Annotated in this window: 18 protein-coding genes; 11 read left to right on the top strand and 7 right to left on the bottom strand. The window is 73.5% G+C overall.

Features of this window, described 5'->3' with window-relative positions; all coding sequences use genetic code 11:
* Position 1: 1 nt before the first annotated feature.
* Positions 2 to 721: a RibD family protein gene (locus AC5L36_RS41640; protein ID WP_441216787.1), complete on the bottom strand. Its 720-nt coding sequence runs from the start codon at positions 719 to 721 to the stop codon at positions 2 to 4.
* An 880-nt stretch (positions 722 to 1,601) separates the two neighbouring features.
* Here AC5L36_RS41640 and AC5L36_RS41635 point away from each other — a divergent pair.
* The gene (locus AC5L36_RS41635; RefSeq protein WP_441216788.1) at positions 1,602 to 2,207 is read left to right on the top strand and encodes a flavodoxin family protein; all 606 of its coding nucleotides are present in this window, start codon (positions 1,602 to 1,604) and stop codon (positions 2,205 to 2,207) included.
* Positions 2,208 to 2,214: 7 nt separating this feature from the next.
* Here AC5L36_RS41635 and AC5L36_RS41630 read toward each other — a convergent pair whose 3' ends face one another.
* Positions 2,215 to 2,550: a VOC family protein gene (locus AC5L36_RS41630; RefSeq protein WP_441216789.1), complete on the bottom strand. Its 336-nt coding sequence runs from the start codon at positions 2,548 to 2,550 to the stop codon at positions 2,215 to 2,217.
* A 71-nt stretch (positions 2,551 to 2,621) separates the two neighbouring features.
* Here AC5L36_RS41630 and AC5L36_RS41625 point away from each other — a divergent pair, with 71 nt between their 5' ends.
* From AC5L36_RS41625 to AC5L36_RS41615, 3 genes are all read left to right on the top strand, one after another.
* Positions 2,622 to 4,982, top strand: coding sequence for a phosphoketolase family protein (locus AC5L36_RS41625; protein ID WP_441216790.1), 2,361 nt, complete (start codon positions 2,622 to 2,624; stop codon positions 4,980 to 4,982).
* 95 nt (positions 4,983 to 5,077) lie between these two features.
* Positions 5,078 to 6,322, top strand: a complete 1,245-nt coding sequence (locus AC5L36_RS41620) for a phosphodiester glycosidase family protein (RefSeq protein WP_441216855.1) — start codon at positions 5,078 to 5,080, stop codon at positions 6,320 to 6,322.
* A gap of 111 nt (positions 6,323 to 6,433) precedes the next feature.
* Entirely contained in the window at positions 6,434 to 7,444 is a 1,011-nt protein-coding gene (locus tag AC5L36_RS41615) for a DUF4190 domain-containing protein (protein ID WP_441216791.1), read from the top strand.
* A 25-nt stretch (positions 7,445 to 7,469) separates the two neighbouring features.
* Here the strand turns inward: AC5L36_RS41615 and AC5L36_RS41610 are convergent, their stop codons facing one another.
* A complete protein-coding gene (locus tag AC5L36_RS41610; protein ID WP_441216792.1) occupies positions 7,470 to 8,222 on the bottom strand; it encodes an SAM-dependent methyltransferase in 753 nt (250 codons plus the stop codon).
* Positions 8,223 to 8,233: 11 nt separating this feature from the next.
* A complete protein-coding gene (locus tag AC5L36_RS41605) occupies positions 8,234 to 10,996 on the bottom strand; it encodes an ATP-binding protein (protein ID WP_441216793.1) in 2,763 nt (920 codons plus the stop codon).
* A 51-nt stretch (positions 10,997 to 11,047) separates the two neighbouring features.
* Between AC5L36_RS41605 and AC5L36_RS41600 the strand changes: the two genes are divergently transcribed.
* From AC5L36_RS41600 to AC5L36_RS41585, 4 genes are read left to right on the top strand one after another with little or no spacing between them, the layout of a single operon-like run.
* A complete protein-coding gene (locus tag AC5L36_RS41600; RefSeq protein ID WP_441216794.1) occupies positions 11,048 to 11,704 on the top strand; it encodes a DUF4386 domain-containing protein in 657 nt (218 codons plus the stop codon).
* Positions 11,676 to 12,488, top strand: a complete 813-nt coding sequence (locus AC5L36_RS41595; RefSeq protein WP_441216795.1) for an SAM-dependent methyltransferase — start codon at positions 11,676 to 11,678, stop codon at positions 12,486 to 12,488. Before AC5L36_RS41600 ends, AC5L36_RS41595 begins: the two co-directional genes overlap by 29 nt.
* Positions 12,485 to 12,994 carry a DinB family protein gene (locus AC5L36_RS41590; RefSeq protein WP_441216796.1) on the top strand — a complete coding sequence of 170 codons (510 nt, stop codon included), beginning with the start codon at positions 12,485 to 12,487 and terminating at the stop codon, positions 12,992 to 12,994. The genes AC5L36_RS41595 and AC5L36_RS41590 overlap by 4 nt, the downstream gene beginning before the upstream one ends.
* Complete coding sequence (locus AC5L36_RS41585; RefSeq protein ID WP_441216797.1) at positions 12,991 to 13,347, top strand: hypothetical protein; 357 nt, start codon at positions 12,991 to 12,993, stop codon at positions 13,345 to 13,347. Before AC5L36_RS41590 ends, AC5L36_RS41585 begins: the two co-directional genes overlap by 4 nt.
* A 495-nt stretch (positions 13,348 to 13,842) precedes the next feature.
* On the opposite strand, the gene AC5L36_RS41580 is transcribed toward AC5L36_RS41585, so the two are convergent.
* Positions 13,843 to 14,652: a TIGR02452 family protein gene (locus tag AC5L36_RS41580; RefSeq protein WP_441216798.1), complete on the bottom strand. Its 810-nt coding sequence runs from the start codon at positions 14,650 to 14,652 to the stop codon at positions 13,843 to 13,845.
* A complete protein-coding gene (gene ybiA, locus AC5L36_RS41575; protein ID WP_441216799.1) occupies positions 14,649 to 15,197 on the bottom strand; it encodes a riboflavin biosynthesis intermediates N-glycosidase in 549 nt (182 codons plus the stop codon). Before ybiA ends, AC5L36_RS41580 begins: the two co-directional genes overlap by 4 nt.
* A 101-nt stretch (positions 15,198 to 15,298) precedes the next feature.
* Between ybiA and AC5L36_RS41570 the strand changes: the two genes are divergently transcribed.
* Entirely contained in the window at positions 15,299 to 16,063 is a 765-nt protein-coding gene (locus tag AC5L36_RS41570) for an NUDIX hydrolase (protein ID WP_441216800.1), read from the top strand.
* A gap of 109 nt (positions 16,064 to 16,172) precedes the next feature.
* Here AC5L36_RS41570 and AC5L36_RS41565 read toward each other — a convergent pair whose 3' ends face one another.
* Positions 16,173 to 16,511: an STAS domain-containing protein gene (locus tag AC5L36_RS41565; RefSeq protein WP_441216801.1), complete on the bottom strand. Its 339-nt coding sequence runs from the start codon at positions 16,509 to 16,511 to the stop codon at positions 16,173 to 16,175.
* Positions 16,512 to 16,644: 133 nt separating this feature from the next.
* Between AC5L36_RS41565 and AC5L36_RS41560 the strand changes: the two genes are divergently transcribed.
* Together AC5L36_RS41560 and AC5L36_RS41555 are read left to right on the top strand one after the other, a co-directional pair.
* Entirely contained in the window at positions 16,645 to 17,031 is a 387-nt protein-coding gene (locus AC5L36_RS41560) for a phage holin family protein (protein WP_441216802.1), read from the top strand.
* Complete coding sequence (locus AC5L36_RS41555; RefSeq protein WP_441216803.1) at positions 17,028 to 17,402, top strand: DUF3618 domain-containing protein; 375 nt, start codon at positions 17,028 to 17,030, stop codon at positions 17,400 to 17,402. The genes AC5L36_RS41560 and AC5L36_RS41555 overlap by 4 nt, the downstream gene beginning before the upstream one ends.
* Positions 17,403 to 17,586 lie beyond the last annotated feature (184 nt).

The raw sequence follows: 17,586 nt of genomic DNA, 5'->3' as shown, positions 1-17,586 counted from the left end.
CTCAGACCTCCTCGAACCCGGCGCGCGCGGCGCCCTTCTCGAACCGTTCGGAGAGCGCGTAGCGCAGCAGTACCACGTCGCCGATCTGGCGCACCTCGACGAGCGCGGCCCGCCGCTCCGGGCCCCACGGAAACGCGCCGTCGCCGACGAACCGGGGCGCCCGCGAGTCGCCGACGAAGAACGGCGCGATCACCAGGTGCAGCTCGTCGACGAGCCCGGCGGTGAGGAACTGGGTGTGCACCCGCCCGCCACCCTCGACCATCAGCCGGCGCACGCCGCGGCGGTGCAGATCGGCCAGCATGCGGCAGAGGTCGACGGGCTCGCCGGCGTCCACCACGGTCGCCACGTCGCCCAGCCGCTCGCGGGTGCCGTCCACCGCCTCGCTGGCGCAGTACACGAGCTTGTCCACATCGCCGGTGCGGAAGAAGTTGGCGGTGGGGTCAAGTTCGCCGCGTCCGGTCACCGTCACCTTGAGCGGCGTGGGGTGCAGGCCCCGGGCGACCCTGTCCGAACGGCGTTCGGCAGAACGGACCAGCAGCCGCGGGTTGTCCAGCCGCACCGTGCTCGCACCGACCATGATGGCGTCACAGCTCGCCCGTACGTCGTCCACCCGGTCGAAGTCGGCGTCGTTGGAGAGCAGCAGCCGCTTTCCGCCCGCGTTGTCCAGATAGCCGTCGATGGACATGCCGCAGCTGAGCAGGATGTACGGCCGCTCACCCACTGGTCGAGCCCCCTCGCGGTTGGGTCCACAGATATACACGGACGGGAAAGAAAACCCGATCACGAACTTACCTGTGGACTCACCACGACGCCGCCGGCCCAGACCGGCCGGGGTGGCACTCCGCACACCCGAAGGCGGGCACACGGCCCGAGCGACCACCAAAGCAAGCGCCGCACGCCCGAAGCCGCGCACGCACGGCCCGAGCGACCACCAAAGCAAGCGCCGCACGCCCGAAGCCGCGCACGCACAGCCCGAGCGACCACCAAAGCAAGCGCCGCACGCCCGAAGCCGCGCACGCACGGCCCGAGCGACCACCAAAGCAAGCGCCGCACGCCCGAAGCCGCGCACGCACAGCCCAAGCGACCACCAAGGAACGCGCCCCAGGGCCACGGCCCGGCCGGCCCACACGGCCCGAGCGACCACCGCACCACGAAGGCGCACCGCGCCACCAAGGCGCCACGCCACGAAGGCCGCGCCACGCCACGAAGGCCGCGCCACGAAGGCGTGGTCGGGGCGTCCAGCACGGTTCCCAGTGCCGTGCGGGGCGCCCCGACCACCAAGGGAAGCTCCGCGGGGCCGCGACCCGGCCGGTGGTGGGCTGCGCCAGGGAGGCGGTGCCGCCGGAGGGCGCTACAGGCCCCGGCCCGGCACCAGGCGACCGCTCACCACGAGCGGGTTGTGTAAAGATCCCCCACGGTCTTCCCACGACCCCAACGGCTTTCCCGCCGTGCCAACGAATGTACCGGCGTTCCTATCCGCCCGCCCGACAGATATCTGACAGGGATTCACGTTGCTCGTGGGCAACCACCCCCGTCGATCCTGAGGACGCCGCCAAATTAGGCGACATGCATGGGTCACGCCAGACCGGGTACGCGAAGGCATGCGCGCACTCATCGTCAACTGCACCCTCAAGCCCAGCCCGGCGGCCTCCAACACCGAGGCCCTCGCCCGCGTGGTCGCCGAGGAGATGGAGAAACGCGAGGTGGAGGTCGACTGGGTGCGTGCCGTGGACCGCAACATCCTGCCCGGTGTCAGCGCGGACATGGGCGCCGGCGACCAGTGGCCCGACATCCACGACCAGCTCCTGCGCTCGCAGATCCTCATCATCGCGACCCCTACCTGGCTGGGCCATCCGTCGTCCGTGGCGCAGCGCGTGCTGGAGCGGATGGACGCCATGCTGTCCGAGACCGACGACGAAGGGCGGCCGGTCGCGTACAACCGGGTGGCCGGCGTGGTCAACACCGGCAACGAGGACGGCGCCCACCATGTGATCAGCGAGATCTGCGGCGGCCTTGTGGACATCGGCTACACGGTTCCCGGCCAGGCGTGGACGTACTGGCACCTGGGCCCTGGCGCCGGACCCGACTACCTCGACGACGAGCGTGGCCACGACTGGGCGGGCAAGACCGGGCGGGCGATGGCCGCCAACCTGGTCACCGTCGCGCGCGCCCTCCAGGCCAACCCGATGGGCCCGCCACCGCAGTGAGGTCCACTCAGGACACGGCGCACACGCAGAACTCGTTGCCCTCCGGGTCGGTGAGCACCACGTAGTCGTCGTCCGGGTCGTCGTGGTGGCGCACGAACGTGGCACCGAGCTCACGCAGCCGCCGCACCTCGCCCGCCTGGTCGTCCGTGTACAGGTCGAAGTGCATCTGGTCGCGCGCGCTCACCCGCGTCAGCGCCACCTGGAGCGAGACGTTGACGGCGGTGCCGCGCAGCACGCGAAAGCGGTCACCCGGCGCCGGGTCCAGGTGCAGCGCCGCCGCCCAGAACGCGGTCATCCGCTCCAGGTCCGCACAGTTGATCACAACGCTCCCGAGCCTGATCATGCCGCTCATCCTCCCACCTGGCGGCCGGCGGGCGACGTGTGAAGAGCGGCGGGCCGGGTAGCCCGACAGGCATGGATACCACGCTGGAGCCGGCGTCCCCCCTCACCGACACCGAGCTCGCGCGGCTCGACGCGTACTGGCGGGCGGCCAACTACCTCACGGTCGGCCAGATCTACCTCATGGACAACCCGTTGCTGCGCGAGCCGCTGCGCCGCGAGCACGTCAAGCCCCGCCTGCTCGGCCACTGGGGCACCAGCCCCGGCCTCAACCTGCTCTACGCCCACCTGGACCGGGCCATCGTCGGGCGCGACCTGAACGCCATCTACGTCACCGGGCCCGGCCACGGCGGCCCGGCCATCGTCGCGAACACCTGGCTGGAGGGCACGTACAGCGAGCTGTACCCCTCGGTGTCCCGGGACGAGGCGGGCATGGCGCGGCTGTTCCGCCAGTTCTCGTTTCCCGGCGGTATCCCCAGCCACGTCGCGGCCGAGGTGCCCGGCTCGATCCACGAGGGTGGCGAGTTGGGGTACTCGCTGATGCACGCATATGGCGCCGCGTTCGACAACCCGGACCTGCTGGTCGCCTGCGTGATCGGCGACGGCGAGGCGGAGACCGGGCCGCTTCAGGGCAGCTGGCTGTCGAACGTGTTCAACAATCCGGCCCGCGACGGTGCGGTGCTGCCGATCCTCCACCTCAACGGGTACAAGATCGCGAACCCGACGGTGCTCGACCGCATCCCCCGCGACGACCTGCTCACCCTCCTGCGCGGCTACGGCTACCGGCCGTACCTGGTGGAAGGCGACCGGGTCGAGGCCGTCCACCAGGGGTTGGCGGCCGCGTTCGACCGGGCGCTGGACGACATCGCCGGCATCCAGCGGCACGCCCGCACCACCGGCGACACCAGCCGCCCCCGCTGGCCGGTGATCGTCATGCGCACGCCGAAAGGCTGGACCGGCCCCCACGAGGGCACCTTCCACTCGCACCAGGTGCCCCTCACCGGGATCCGCGAGAACGACGAGCAGCTGCGCCTGCTGGAGGAGTGGCTGCGCTCGTACCGGCCGGAGGAGCTCTTCGACGCGACCGGCGCGCCGGTCGGCGAGGTGGCCGCGCTGCCGCCGCGCGGCGACCGGCGGATGAGCGCCAACCCGCACGCCAACGGCGGCTCGGTCCTGCGCGACCTCGTGCTGCCCGACTACCGGACGTACGGCGTCCGGGTGCCCCGGCCGGGCGAGCCGCCCTCGGAGGCCACCCGCGTGCTCGGCGGCTGGCTCCGCGACGTCATCCGGGCCAACCCCGACCGGTTTCGCCTGTTCGGCCCGGACGAGGTGGCCTCCAACCGGCTGGACGCGGTGTTCGAGGCGACCGACCGGACGTTCCTCGCGGCACGTCAGGAGGGCGACGAGCACCTCGGCGCCGACGGCCAGGTCGTCGAGGTGCTGTCCGAGCACCTGTGCGAGGGCTGGCTGGAGGGCTACCTGCTCACCGGGCGGCACGGCGTCTTCACCAGCTACGAGGCGTTCATCCACGTCGTCGACTCGATGGTCAACCAGCACGCGAAGTGGCTCAAGGTAACCCGCGGCATCCCGTGGCGGCGCCCGATCGCCTCGCTCAACTACCTGCTCTCCTCGCACGTGTGGCGCCAGGACCACAACGGCTTCTCGCACCAGGACCCCGGCTTCATCGACCACGTCGTCAACAAGAAGGCCGAGGTCGTCCGCGTCTACCTGCCACCGGACGCCAACACGCTGCTGTCCACGATGGACCACTGCCTGCGCAGCCGGCACTACGTCAACGTCGTCATCGCCGGCAAGCAGCCCGGCCCGAGCTGGCTGACGATGGAGGAGGCCGACCTGCACTGCCGGCGCGGCCTCGGCATCTGGCACTGGGCCAGCACCGACGAGGGCACCGCGCCGGACGTGGTGCTCGCCTGCGCCGGCGACGTGCCGACGATGGAGACGCTCGCCGCCGCCGACCTGCTCCGCCGCCACCTGCCCGAGCTCAAGGTGCGCGTGGTCAACGTCGTCGACCTGATGCGGCTCCAGCCGGAGAGCGAGCACCCGCACGGGCTGCCGGACACCCAGTTCGACACCATCTTCACCACGGACCGGCCGGTCATCTTCGCCTACCACGGCTACCCGGCGCTGATCCACCGCCTCACCTACCGGCGCACCAACCACAAGAACCTTCATGTGCGCGGATACAAGGAGGAAGGCACCACGACCACGCCGTTCGACATGGTGATGCTCAACGACCTCGACCGGTACCACCTGGTGATCGACGTGATCGACCGCGTGCCGGACCTGCGGACCCGGGCCGCCCACCTGCGTCAGTCCATGGTGGACGCCCGCCAGCGGTGCCGCGACCACACGCGCGAGCACGGCGAGGACGCGCCCGAGATCACCGAATGGCGGTGGGACCAGGAACGCCCGTAACCCACACTTCGCCCGCACGTCAACGAACCGGGAGGTACGGGTTCCATCCGGTGGCGACGATCGCCACCATGATCTACAAATTCCGTACCGGAGTCCTGGCCGCCGCGACGGCGGTCGCGCTGGCCGTCGGGCTCGCGCCCGGCGCACCCGCGCTCGGCGCGAGCCCCCTGCCCCTCGGCGACGCGGATCTTGTCGAGGCGCGGACGACCCAGACGCTCGCCCGGGGCGTCACGCTCACCCGCATCACCCGCGGCACCGAGCCGGCGCCCGCCGACCAGATCAACACCACCACGCGCGGCCCGTGGGTGGTCAACGTGCTGACCATCGACCCGCGCCGGGCTCGTGGCCACCTCGCCGCCACCTACGGCCCGAACCTGGGCCAGGTCGAACCGACCACCGAGCTGGTCCGCTCCGCCGGCGCGCTCGCCGGGGTGAACGCCTCGTTCTTCACCTTCACCGCGAACCCGCAGTATCCGGGCGACCCGGTCGGTCTCGGGATCTTCGGCGGCAGGCTGCTCAGCGAGCCGACCACCGATCCCGCCGAGGTCAACCTCGTCGTGGACGCGGCCAGCGACAAGGTACTCATGGGGCGGCTGTCCTGGACCGGGACGGTCCGCAACCGGCGGACCGGCGCGACACTCCCGCTGGAGTTCCTCAACCACCCGCCGGTGGTACCGGCCGCCTGCGCGACCCTCGCCGACCAGACGCGGTGCGGCGTGAGCGGTGACGTCGTGGAGTTCACACCGGAGTTCGGCCCGGCCACTCCGGCCGGCGCCGGCGTGGAGGTCGTGCTGGACCGGCACGGGTGTGCGGTACGCACCGCGACCACCCGGGGCACCTCGCTGGCCGCCGGCCAGAAGTCCCTGCAAGCGACCGGGCAGGAGGCCGCCGCGGTGCTGGCCATCACGGCGTCCGGCTGCCTGACCCGGACGGTCACCCTGCGCGACGCCGAGGGCGACCGGGTCGACCTGCGGCCGGGCCTGTTCGGCGTCAACGGCCGGTACCCGCTCACGGCGGACGGTCGCATCGTCGTGCCGGCCGGCACGGGCAGCTTCTTCGCCCGCAACCCGCGCACGATCGCCGGCGTCACCGGCGACGGGCGGATCGTCCTGGCCACCATCGACGGCCGGCAGACCACCAGCGTCGGTACCACGATGGACGAGACGGCGGCCGTGGCCCACGCGCTCGGCCTGCGCGACGCGGTCAACCTCGACGGTGGCGGCTCGACCGCGATGTCGGTGGGTGGCGCGCTCGTCAACAGGCCGAGCGGCGGCACCGAGCGGGCGGTCGGCGACGCGCTCGTCTACATCGACAGCCCGTGGCGCGGCGGTCACCACTAGACACTGTGGGTGCCGGGGCGGGCGGCGCGCGTGCCGCCCGCCCCCGAGCTGTAGCCAGACTGACAGCAATACGGGCAGGTGAGGGGCGCGCGGCCCTGCTAGTGTCCGGCCGTGACTCAGCCCCCTCCGTACGGATCTCCGCAGTCCTACCCCACGTCAGGCGCACCGCAGCAGCCCTATCCCACGTCCGGAGCGCCGCAGCAGCCCGACCCGTGGGGCCAGCAGCAGCCGGCCTCCTGGGGCCAGCAGCCGCAGCAGCCCGGCGTCTACGGGCAGCCGCAGTCCGGCGTGTACGGCCAGGCCCAGCAGCAGCCCGGCGTCTACGGCCAGCCCCAGCCGGGTGTCTACGGCCAGCCGCAACAGGACCAGTGGAGCCAGCAGCCGCAGGCTGACCAGTGGGGCCAGCAGCCGCCGCGACAGGACCAGTGGGGCCAGCAGCCACAGGCCGACCAGTGGGGCCAGCAGCCACCGCCCGGCCAGTGGGGGCAGCAGCAGCCGCCACCACCGCCGCGCCAGGGCGGCACCAACGGGTTCGCGATCGCGTCGCTCGTCTTCGGCCTGCTCGGCGGCATCCTGCTCAGCGTCATCTTCGGCTTCGTGGCGCTGTCCCAGATCAAGAAGCGCGGCCAGGGCGGCCGGGGCCTGGCCATCGCCGGCCTCTCGCTGTCCGGCGTCTGGGTGCTCGGCATCGTGGCCCTGGTGATCGTCGGCATCGTCGCCGGCGGCACCGGCAACACGAACGACCCGACCACGTCCCTGGCCGACAGCGGCGACGTCAACGTGCAGCGGCTCACACCCGGCCAGTGCCTCAACGGCCTCAAGGAGGGCAGCGCGATCCGCGACCTGCCGGCGGTGCCCTGCACCCAGCCGCACGAGGGCGAGGTGTTCGCGACCTTCGACCTGGCCGACGGCGACTTCCCGGGCGACACCGAGGTGGGCAAGCTCGCCGAGGACGGCTGCGTCGACCGGCTGAAGACCTACTCGGCCAAGGCCGCCGACGACCCCAACGTCGAGATCTACTTCCTGCACCCGACGCAGACCTCGTGGCGGCTCGGCGACCAGGGCGTCGCCTGCGTCGCGATGTCCAGCACCGGCAAGGTGACCGGCTCCATCAAGGACTGACCGGTGGGCGGCCGGCCGCCCACCGTCAGCGCCGCTTCAGGGCGAAGACACCCCAACCGAGGAACCGCCGCTGGTACCTGACGTAGGCCAGCGGCGCCCGGTCCAGCTCGGCGCGCATCTCGCCGGCGAGCGCGTGGCCGGGATTCGCGTCCAGCCACTCCCGGACGTTGAGCCACTGCGCGGCCACGTAACGGTCCCAGCTGTCCTCGTCGGCGAGCACCATCTCGACCAGGTCCCAGCCCAGCTCGCCGAAGCCCGCGACCAGGCCGGGCAGGTCGGCGAACTCGTCCTTGCCGGTGGCGTGGCAACCCTCCACCGTGGCCTGGTCGGGCGGCTCCTCGCGCCAGAACGGTTCGCCGATCAGCACCAGGCCGCCCGGACGCAGGCTGCGTTCCAGCAACGCGATCGTGCCGGCGACGCCGCCGCCGATCCAGGTGGCGCCCACGCACGCGGCCACGTCGACCGGCGCGGGCGCGACGTGGCCGGCGGCGTCCCCGTGCACGAACGTGACCCGGTCCGCGACGCCCAGCTCGGCCGCCCGGTCGCGCGCCGAGGCGAGGAACGCCGTGCTGATGTCCACGCCGGTGCCGGTGACGCCGTGGTCGCGTGCCCAGGTGCAGAGCATCTCGCCGCTGCCGCAGGCGAGGTCGAGCACGCTCGCACCGGCCCGCAGCCGGAGCGCCCGGCCGAGCACGGCCAGCTTCTCCTCCGTGAACGGGTCGTGGATGCGGTGGTGGCGCTCGCGGATGACGAACGGTTGCGGCAGGTCTTCGGTCACGGACCGGCAACCTAGCGGGTGTGCCGCGGCGCGTCGACCTCATTCCCGCGGCCGAGCACGGACAGCATGTACTCCAGGGCACCCCGGTCGTCCAGCTCGGCCGCGCCGCCGGGGTCGGGCAGGCCCGGCACCGGGTCGAGCTGGGCCCGCCACACCGGCGTGTCGAGCAGGCCACTCCCCCGCAGGTACGCCAGCACGGGCTCGGCCTCCGCCGGGCGCCCGGAACGCGCCAGCATCGACACGAACTCGACCGACGCCACGCAGGCGCCCTGCATGTTGTCGCTGTCGAGCAGCTCCTCGACGTGCGCGCGCAGCGCCCGGAACGCGCGCGGCCGGTCGCCGCGCCGGAACGCCACCCGCGCCTCCACGGTGCGGTTGGGCGAATGGGTGCGCGGCGGCACCTCGACGTCGACCGCCGCGTCGAAGAGCCGCTCCGCCTCCTCGTGCCGGCCCTGCCCGGCGGCGGAGTAGCCGAGCAGCATGAGCGCCCAGTTGTACAGCGTGGGCGGCCCCTGCACCCGGTAGCGCTCGGCCAGCCCGCGCATGACCGCGTCGTGCTCGGCGAAGCGGCCGCGGAACAGCAGCGCGGCGCCGATGTCCACCTCGACGTGCTCGGCCAGGTCGTGGTCGCCGTGCGCGCGCAGGTCGGCGAGGGCGTCCGGCGCGCAGGCGGCCAGCGCCTCCCAGTCGCCGTACACGCAGGCCCGCGCCCACCCCGCCGCCGGGTGGTCCGGCTCGCCGTGCTCGGCCAACAGCCGCTCGTAGGCCGCTGAGTCGTGGCTCAGCTTGTACCGCTGGGCCGCCACGGCGAGCGCGAAGGGCGCGCGGTCGGGCAGGAGGCGCTCAGCCCAGTCGCCGACCTCGGCCCGGCTGCGCGACGACACCTCCGTGGCCACCGTCCGGACCAGCGCGTAGGCCAGGTCGCGGTCGCCGCTCGCACAGGCCCACTCGAACGCCGCCCGCTGGTGGGGCCAGTGCTCGTCGAGCCGGGCCACACCCTCCACTTCGGACGGACCGGCGAGCAGCCGGCCGATCGCGGCGGCGCGGTCGCGGCACCAGCGGGCGTGCGCGGCGGCCGCCCGGTCGCTCTCCCCCGCTGCGGCCAGCCGCTCGGCCGCGAACTGCCGCACCGTCTCCAGTAGACGGAAGCGCCGCCCGAACGGGCCGGGCTCGGCGAGCACCATCGACCGCGCCACGAGATGGCCGAGCGCCGCCTCCGCCCCGGTGCCGCCGACCGCCTCGGCGGCGGCCAGGTCGAACGGGCCGGCGAACACGGCGAGCCGGCACAGCAGCGCGCGTTCCGCCGCGCCGAGCAGGTCGTACGACCACTGGATCGTGGCCCGCATCGTGCGGTGCCGCTCGGCGCCGGTCCGCCGGCCGCCGACGAGCACACCGAGATGGTCGTCGAGGCGGGCGAGGAGGTCGGCCGGGGCCAGGCTCGTGGTGCGGGCGGCGGCGAGCTCGATGGCGAGCGGCACGCCGTCCAGGCGCCGGCAGATCTCCTCGACGTCGCGCCGGCCGGCGACCGGGTCGTAGCCGGGGAAGGCGGCCGCGGCCCGCTCGTCGAACAGCTCCACGGCCGCGCCGGCCGGCTCCAGCGGCGGCACCGCGACGAGCATCTCGTGCCCGTCTCCGACGTCGAGGCCCTCCCGCGACGTGGCCAGCACCCGCACGCCCGGACTGCCCTCGGCGACGGCGCGGGCCAGCCCGGCGGCGCCGTCGACGACATGCTCGCAGTTGTCCAGCACCAGCAACGCGTCCCGGGAGCGCAGAGTAGCCACAATGGACTCGCGCAGGCTCCGCCCGGCGCTCTCCCGCACGCCCAGCGCGCCGGCGACCGCGCGCGGCACGTCACCGGGCGCGGTCACCTCGGTGAGGTCGACGAGCCACGCGCCGTCGGCGGCCACCACCTCGCGGGCGGCGGCCAGCGCGAGCCGGGTCTTGCCGATCCCGCCCGGCCCGACGAGCGTCACCACCGGGTAGGCGGCCAGCGCGGCCCGCACGGCGAGCAGCTCGCGCGCCCGGCCGATCAGCCGGCCGGGCCGCAGCGGGAGGTTGCCCGCGTGCGGCGGCGGCTCCAGACGCTGGTCGAGGATCTCCGCCTCCAGCTTGCGCAGCTCGGGGCCGGGCTCGACGCCGAGGCCGTCGACCAGGTGCCGCCGCGCGGTGCGGTACGCGGCGAGCGCGTCCGCCTGCCGCCCGGCCCGGTACAGCGCGGTCATCAGCAGCGCCCACAGCCGTTCCCGGTACGGGTGGCCGGCGGTCAGCTCGGTCAGCCGTCCGACGGCGGCGCCCGGGTCGGCCTCCACCCGCGCGCCGAGGTCGGCCTCGACCGCGCCGAGCCACCGCTCGACGAGCCCGTCGACGGCGGCCGCCAGCCCAGGCGCGGTGAGGCCGGCGAGCGGGTGACCGGTCCACTCGGCGATGGCACCGGTCACATCGCCGGCGTCGAGGCATCGCTGGAAGCGGGCGGCGTCGACCGCGGTGTCCGGCACGTCGAGCCGGTACGCGGCGCCGGCCCGCGCGATGGTGCCGGGGCCGAGGCTGGCCCGCAGCCGCGTCACGTACGACTGGAGGGTGCGCTCGGCCGTCCGCGGCGGGTCGCTGCCCCACACCAGCTCGACCAGCCGCCAGGTCGGGACGGCCGTGCCGGGGGCGAGGGCGAGCGCGGCGAGCAGCGCGCGGCACTTCGCCGGCCCCACGTCGACCGGCTCACCGAGGTCGGTCGCCGCGGCGACGCCGCCGAGGAGCTGGATGCGTACCCCTGCGCCCACGCTCAACAGTCTCTCAACACCCGCACAACGCCCGCCGCCGACAGTGGGCCGATGAGACTCGTGAGCGCCCGCCTCGCCGGGCTGCTGTACCTCGTGATCATCGTTTTCGGCCTCTTCGCCGAGGTCGCGGTCCGCGGCCGGCTCACCACCGCGGACGACATCCTGCGGTCGGAGGGCCTCTACCGGGCCGGCATCGCCGTCAACCTTGTGTTCCTGCTCGCCGAGACGCTCCTGGTGGTCATCCTGTACCGGCTCTTCGAGCCCGTCGACCGGGACGTCTCGCTGGTCGCCGCCATCTTCCGGTTCGCCGCCGTGGTGGTCCAGGCGGCCAACCTGACCACGATGTTCGCGGCGCTGCTCGCCGCGCGCGGCGGCGACCCGGGCGTCCCCCTGCTGCTCGACCTCTTCCGGTACGGGTACGGGATCGCGCTCGCGTTCTTCGCGGTCTGCTGCGCCGCGACCGGCTACCTGCTGGCACGCACGGCGCTGGGCTACATGTTCGCCGTCGCCGGGGTGGTGTACCTGGCCAACAGCTTCCTGCTCTTCCTCGTCCCCGGCTACGACGCGTCCGTGACGGCGTTGCTGCTGGCGCCGGCGGCGGTCGCCGAGATCTGGTTTACCGTGCTGCTCCTGCGTCGCGGCGACGTCCCGTTCACCGCCGGCGGTACGCTGTCGGTCCATGAGCGTGGGACCGCCGTCGGGCGATGAGGCGCCACCCGGCATCGACACCAGCGTGCCGCACTCCGCCCGGATCTGGAACTACTGGTTGGGCGGCACCGACAACTTCCCGGTCGACCGGGCGGCCGGCGACGAGTACCGGCGGGTCTTTCCGGGCGTGGTGGACGTGGCGCGGGCGTCCCGCGGCTTCCTGGTCCGCTCGGTCCGTTACCTGGCCGGCGAGGCCGGCGTCCGCCAGTTCCTCGACGTCGGCACCGGCCTGCCGACCGCCGACAACACCCACCAGGTCGCCCAGGCCGTGGCGCCCGACTCCCGGGTGGTCTATGTGGACAGCGACCCGCTGGTGCTCGCCCACGCGCGGGCCCTGCTCGCCGGCACGCCGGAGGGCGCCACCGCGTTCCTCGACGCCGACCTGCGCGACCCCGACCGGATCGTGTCCGGGGCCCGGCGGACCCTCGACTTCGGACGGCCGGTGGCCCTGATCCTCAGCGGCGTCCTCGGCCACGTCGCGGACACCGGCGAGGCCCGCGCGATCGTCCGCGGGCTGCTCGCCGCGCTGCCGTCCGGTAGCTACCTGTCGCTCAACGACGGCACCGCCGTGTTCAGCGATCGGATCGGCGCGGCGCAGGAGGAGTACAACGACACCGGCGCCGTGCCGTACACGCTGCGCACCCCCGCCGAGATCGCCTCTTTCTTCGACGGCCTCGAACTCGTCGAGCCGGGCGTGGTCGCCTGCCCGCGGTGGCGGCCGGATCCGGGGGCCGGGGGCGCGGCCGACGTCGACGCGTTCGGCGGCGTGGGGCGCAAGCCGTGAGCCGCCCGTTCCCTTCGCCGACCGTCCCGGCCGGCGGGCGGGCCGAGGTCTTCCTTCGGTACCTCGACTACTTCCGCGAGTCCACAGTGGAGAAGGCTGCGGCGTTGCCGGAGGCCGAGCTCCGCCGCAGCCGCCTGCCCAGCGGCTGGACGCCCATGGAGCTGCTCAAGCACCTGCGGTACGTGGAGCTGCGCTGGATCGAGTGGGGCTTCGAGGGCAAGGACGTGGGCGACCCGTGGGGCGACCGCCGCGACGACCGCTGGCACGTGTCACCCGGCGAGACCCTCGACGACCTGGTCGCCGCGCTGCGCGCGCAGGGTGCCCACACCCGCGCGGTGGTCGAGGGCGCCGACCTGGCGGCCGCCGGGCCACCCGGGCCGCGCTGGCCCGACGCCGAGCCGCCGACACTGGAGCGGGTGCTGTTCCACCTTGTGCAGGAGTACGCCCGCCACCTCGGCCACCTCGACATCGTGGCCGAGATGGCCGGCGGCCCGGTCGGCGAGTGAACGGCCGCTACGCCGCCGTGGACGTGCACTACCCCGCGTCCGGTGGCGCCGGCGCGGCGGCCGTCGTCGCCGCCGACGAGCGATTCGCGTCCATCGTGGACGTACGCCGGCCCGGCCTCGGCGCCCACCTGCACGCCGAGATCCGGGTGCCGGTGGTGGGCGTGGCGAAGACCGAGTTCCGCGGCGCCGGCCACGCGATCCCCGTCCACCGCGGCGGCGCGGCGCGACCGCTGTACGTGACCGCGGCCGGCCTGAGCGCCGAACGGGCCGCCGCGCTGGTCGCCGCGATGGCCGGTCCACATCGGATGCCCGACGCCCTGCGCCGCGTCGACTCCCTCGCCCGCCGTCGATGAGGCGCTCGAGACCTTCGGAGATGTGAGCTACCGCGATGTCCGTCGTGGTCCGGACCGCTGCTCCCGCGGCCTCACCCGTCCGCTTTGGTCGCGGTCACCCTTGCGGGGGTGAGAATTTGTCCACAATGTCGCTGGCCCGGGTCGGTGGCGAGGCGGAAAGCGGTGCTGCGTCGCCTACAGTGACCGCCGCGAGGTGCGCGAACAGCGCGCGGGTTGAGATCTAGGAGAGTTGGGGCGCTATATCAACCCTAAGTCTCCTAGATCTCGAAGTCCCGGCCCCGCGGGTTGGTGACGCTCTGTCAGGGCGGCGGAGGGTAGGGGTCTGCGACCGCCCGCGAAGATCTTCAGGGCTTGTCCCGCGGACCTGGCAGTGGACGGCCAGGGGTTTCGGCTCGGCCCACGAGCCGCCGGCCGGGAGCGGTGCCCGCGGGAGCATACGGTCCGCCGCTGACGCGGAGGCGGGAAAATCTGTTTCGAAGAGCGGCGACCCGCTCGCTAGACCAAGGTGGAGGCCGCCGCGGAGAAGGCGTGGTACGTGGGCGTGCCGGGGGCCCGGTCGAGCACCGCGAACACCACGTGGTCGAAGGCGTCCACCCGGTCGAGGGCCGCGGTGAAGGCGCTGGCCACCAGGGCCGGGTCGTTGCCGAAGACGCCGCAGCCCCACGCGCCTAGGACCAGCCGCCGGTGCCCGTGCGCGGCGGCGACCTCGACCACCCGCAGGGCGCGGGCGCGCAGCACGTCGGGCACGGTGGCGGCGAAGTGCGGCTGGTTGCTCCGCAGCGCCCGAAGGTTTGGCGCGGCCGCGGTGATGAAGGCCGTCCGGTGTGGACGGTCCAGCAGGCGCAGGCTCTCGTCGCGGAAGACCGGCACGCCGGGCGAGTAGATCACTCGGTCGCTGTAGCGCAGGTCGGTGTTGGCGCGGTGGTGGAGGTAGAACGCGGGCACCGCGCTGAGGCAGGAATGCAGCGCGGTGGACCGGACGATGTCCTCCTCCTGCGCCCGGGCACCGGTGAGGAAGCCGCCGCCGGGGTTGCGGGCCGAGGCGAACACCAGCGCGGCCGCGCCGTCGCCGAGCCGCCACGCGGCGGACAGCGTCGACTCGTTGCTGACCTCCACCAGCCCGCTGCCCGCGCGGGCGAAGCCGACCGGCAGACGCTCGCCGGGCAGGTACAGCCGGGTGCGCGCCACGGCCGCCCGGATCGACTCGCGGATGTCGACCCATCCACTGGACGGCGTGCGGTAGCCGCCGACTTGCGAGATTGTGACGGTCTCCGCCGCGACCGCCCGTAACCGTTGGTTGTTCATAGCCGCTCCCGTACGTCCATGAGCGCGAAGCCGAGCAGGTTGAGCCCGCGCCATTTCAGGGGATGCGCCACGTCGGGGTTGTTGGGCCCCATCCCGATGCCCCAGACCGGGTCGTAAGGGCTGGCCTCCACGAGCACCCGGTCGCCAGTCGCGAGGAGGAACTCGCGCAGGCCTTCGTGCTGGCTGAACTTGGCCAGGTTGCCGGTTACCACGATGTCGTACCGCGCGTCGACCCACTTCTGCTGGTGGAAGTCGCGCACCTTGCGGCCGGCCGCCTTCGCCGCGACGGGACTCCGGGCGGCCAGCACCGCGGCGAGGCCCTCGTCGTCGCCGAACAGGCGCGCCTTGGCGGCCATCATCCAGTGCTCGGCGGTCGGGTAGGTGACGCCGTCCACTGTGAACTCGGCCAGCCACCACTGGCTCAGGCAGCTGGGCCCGACCATGCCGCTCGCGGTCGGCCGGTGGCCCCAGAACGGAGCTATCTTCATGGGCTTGCCGTCCAACTCGGCATCGCGCAGGGCGGTGAGGCGTTCCTTCGGTGTCATGACGCTCCCTTCCCGAGCGCGGCGGCGGTCCCCCACTCGCTGCCCGTTCGCCAGAACATACACAGCATCATGACTCACTTTGAGTCTCTACACAACTCATCATGAGTACAATGCTGTGTGTGACCGTCGACAACCACCTCACCGACGAGGACCGCGGCTTTCTCGCCACCTACGACCCGCGGGCCTTCCCGCCCGTCGCCGTCACCGTCGACCTGGTGATCCTCACCGTGCGCGAGGGCGAGCTGTGCGTGCTGCTGATCCGCCGTGGCGAGCCGCCGCAGCGCGGGCGGTGGGCGCTGCCGGGCGGCTTCGTCGGCCCGGACGAGACGCTCGACGCGGCCGCCGGGCGGGAGCTGGTGGAGGAGACCGGCATCCGGGCCGGCGCGCACCTGGAGCAGCTGGCGACGTTCGGCGACCCGCGGCGCGACCCCCGGATGCGGGTGGTCTCGGTGGCCTACCTGGCGCTGGTGCCCGACCTGCCGACGCCGGTGGCCGGCACCGACGCGAGCGAGGCCCGCTACCAGCCGGTGGCCGAGCTGGCCGGCGCCTCCGGCGCGCTCGCCTTCGACCACGACCGCATCCTCGCCGAGGGGGTCGAGCGGGCCCGGGCCAGGCTGGAGTACACCGGGCTGGCCACCACGTTCCTCGACGAGCCGTTCACGATCGCGGACCTGCGCCGGGTGTACGAAACGGTGTGGGGGGTGCCGCTGCACGCGGCCAACTTCCGGCGCAAGGTGCTCTCGACGCCCGGTTTCGTGGAGCCGACCGGCGAGAAGCTGGCGACCGGACGCGGCTGGGCCGAGCTCTACCGGCGCGGCACCACCGCCCACCTGCACCCGGCGATCCCCCGGCCGTCAGCTAGTTGAGGTGTGTTGGCCTTCCTCCCCTGCCTGAGGGTGTGTTGGCCCTCCTCCTCGCCGCCCCCACGTCCAGCGGCGAGGAGGAGGGCCGGGCCGGCCGGTGGGGGTGTCCCGGTCAGCCCTCCTCGGTGAGCACCGGCAGCAGGCCGGTCACCTCGAGGAGTCGGCGCACCTGCGGCTGCGGATCGGCCACCCTGAAGTGGATGCCCTCGTCGCCGGCCCGCTGGTGGGCGTAGACGAGCGCGCTGAGGCCGGTCGAGTCCAGAAACGTGACGCCGCCGAGGTCGACGGTGAGCGAGGCGGGGCGCAGGTCGAGCGCGCCGGACAGGTACTGCCGGAACTGACCGGCGGAGACGACGTCCACCTCGCCGGCGACCACCAGCCGGACGCCGTCGCCGAGGTGCACCGCGGACACCAGCAGCCCGGACGGTGCGCCGCCGAGGTCGTCGATCATCGTGAGCCCTTCCGCCGATTCGGAGTACCGCGGGAAAGAGCGTCCGGCCGCGGCCGCGCGTTACCCGCGGCAGGTTTTGCGGCGAACCGCGCCGGGCATCACTCACCTCACCGAGAGTGAGGAGTGACCGATCATGTCCGATGCGGGTACCGGCGAACTGGTCCGCCAGGCGGCCGACCAGATCACTCGCCTGGTCCGCGACGAGCTCGCCCTGGCCCGCGCGGAGATGGTGGAGAAGGGCAAGCGGGTGGGCACCGGCGCCGGGCTGCTCGGCGGCGGCGGGGTCGTCGCGCTGTACGGCGTGGCGGCGCTGCTCGCGGCCATCGTGCTCGGCCTCGCCGAGGCGATGCCCGCCTGGCTCTCCGCGCTGATCGTGGCCGCGGCCCTCTTCGCCGTCGCCGGCGTGCTGGCGGTCATCGGCCGCCGCCAGGTCGCTCAGGGTGTGCCGCCGGTGCCGCGGGAAGCGGTCCAGAGCGTACAGGCCGACATCGAAGAGGTACGAGGGAGGGCCCAACGATGACCACCAAGAAGAGCACCGAACCCACACCGGCACCGCCGCCCGGTGACACCGACGCCATCCGCGCCGACATCGCGCACACCCGTGAGGACCTGGGCGACACCGTCGAGGCGCTCGCGGACAAGGCGGACGTCAAGTCCCGCGCCAAGGGGGCGGCCGCCGACGCCAAGGAACGGGTGCGGGACACCGCGCACGCCGCGACCGAGAAAGCCGGCGAGAAGGCCGGCGAGGTGACCGAGACGGTACGGCGCCGCCCCGGCCGGGTCGCCGCCGCGGCCGGCGGGGTCGTGGCCGCCCTGGGCACCGTCGTGGTGTTCCGCCGCCAGCGGGCCAAGGCCCGCGCCCGCCGGCCGTGGTGGCGCCGCGTCCGGTAAGCGTTCGGCGAGCCGGCTGTCCCGGGCTGATTGTGGCCCAGGAGAGCCGGCTTCCGTCTGTTCAGCCGTCGACTCCGCCGGCGGAGTCGTGCCAGGCGGTTTCGCCGTCCGCGACCAGCCCGGCCCGCAGACCATCGGCGAGCCGCGGCTCGTCCTCGACGACCAACACCCGCATCGTCCCCAT

Source organism: Phytohabitans sp. LZ39, from assembly GCF_059359075.1.
Note: the sequence above shows the minus strand (reverse complement) of the source record. Positions and strands in the feature narration are given on the sequence as shown.

What these genes read in the sequence shown, in the direction of transcription:
- AC5L36_RS41635 (WP_441216788.1), top strand. Translation starts at nt 1,602, where the DNA reads ATGCGCGCACTCATCGTCAACTGCACCCTCAAGCCCAGCCCGGCGGCC.
- AC5L36_RS41630 (WP_441216789.1), bottom strand. Translation starts at nt 2,550, where the DNA reads ATGATCAGGCTCGGGAGCGTTGTGATCAACTGTGCGGACCTGGAGCGG.
- AC5L36_RS41625 (WP_441216790.1), top strand. Translation starts at nt 2,622, where the DNA reads ATGGATACCACGCTGGAGCCGGCGTCCCCCCTCACCGACACCGAGCTC.
- AC5L36_RS41600 (WP_441216794.1), top strand. Translation starts at nt 11,048, where the DNA reads ATGAGACTCGTGAGCGCCCGCCTCGCCGGGCTGCTGTACCTCGTGATC.
- AC5L36_RS41595 (WP_441216795.1), top strand. Translation starts at nt 11,676, where the DNA reads ATGAGCGTGGGACCGCCGTCGGGCGATGAGGCGCCACCCGGCATCGAC.
- AC5L36_RS41580 (WP_441216798.1), bottom strand. Translation starts at nt 14,652, where the DNA reads ATGAACAACCAACGGTTACGGGCGGTCGCGGCGGAGACCGTCACAATC.
- ybiA (WP_441216799.1), bottom strand. Translation starts at nt 15,197, where the DNA reads ATGACACCGAAGGAACGCCTCACCGCCCTGCGCGATGCCGAGTTGGAC.
- AC5L36_RS41570 (WP_441216800.1), top strand. Translation starts at nt 15,299, where the DNA reads ATGAGTACAATGCTGTGTGTGACCGTCGACAACCACCTCACCGACGAG.
- AC5L36_RS41565 (WP_441216801.1), bottom strand. Translation starts at nt 16,511, where the DNA reads ATGATCGACGACCTCGGCGGCGCACCGTCCGGGCTGCTGGTGTCCGCG.
- AC5L36_RS41560 (WP_441216802.1), top strand. Translation starts at nt 16,645, where the DNA reads ATGTCCGATGCGGGTACCGGCGAACTGGTCCGCCAGGCGGCCGACCAG.
- AC5L36_RS41555 (WP_441216803.1), top strand. Translation starts at nt 17,028, where the DNA reads ATGACCACCAAGAAGAGCACCGAACCCACACCGGCACCGCCGCCCGGT.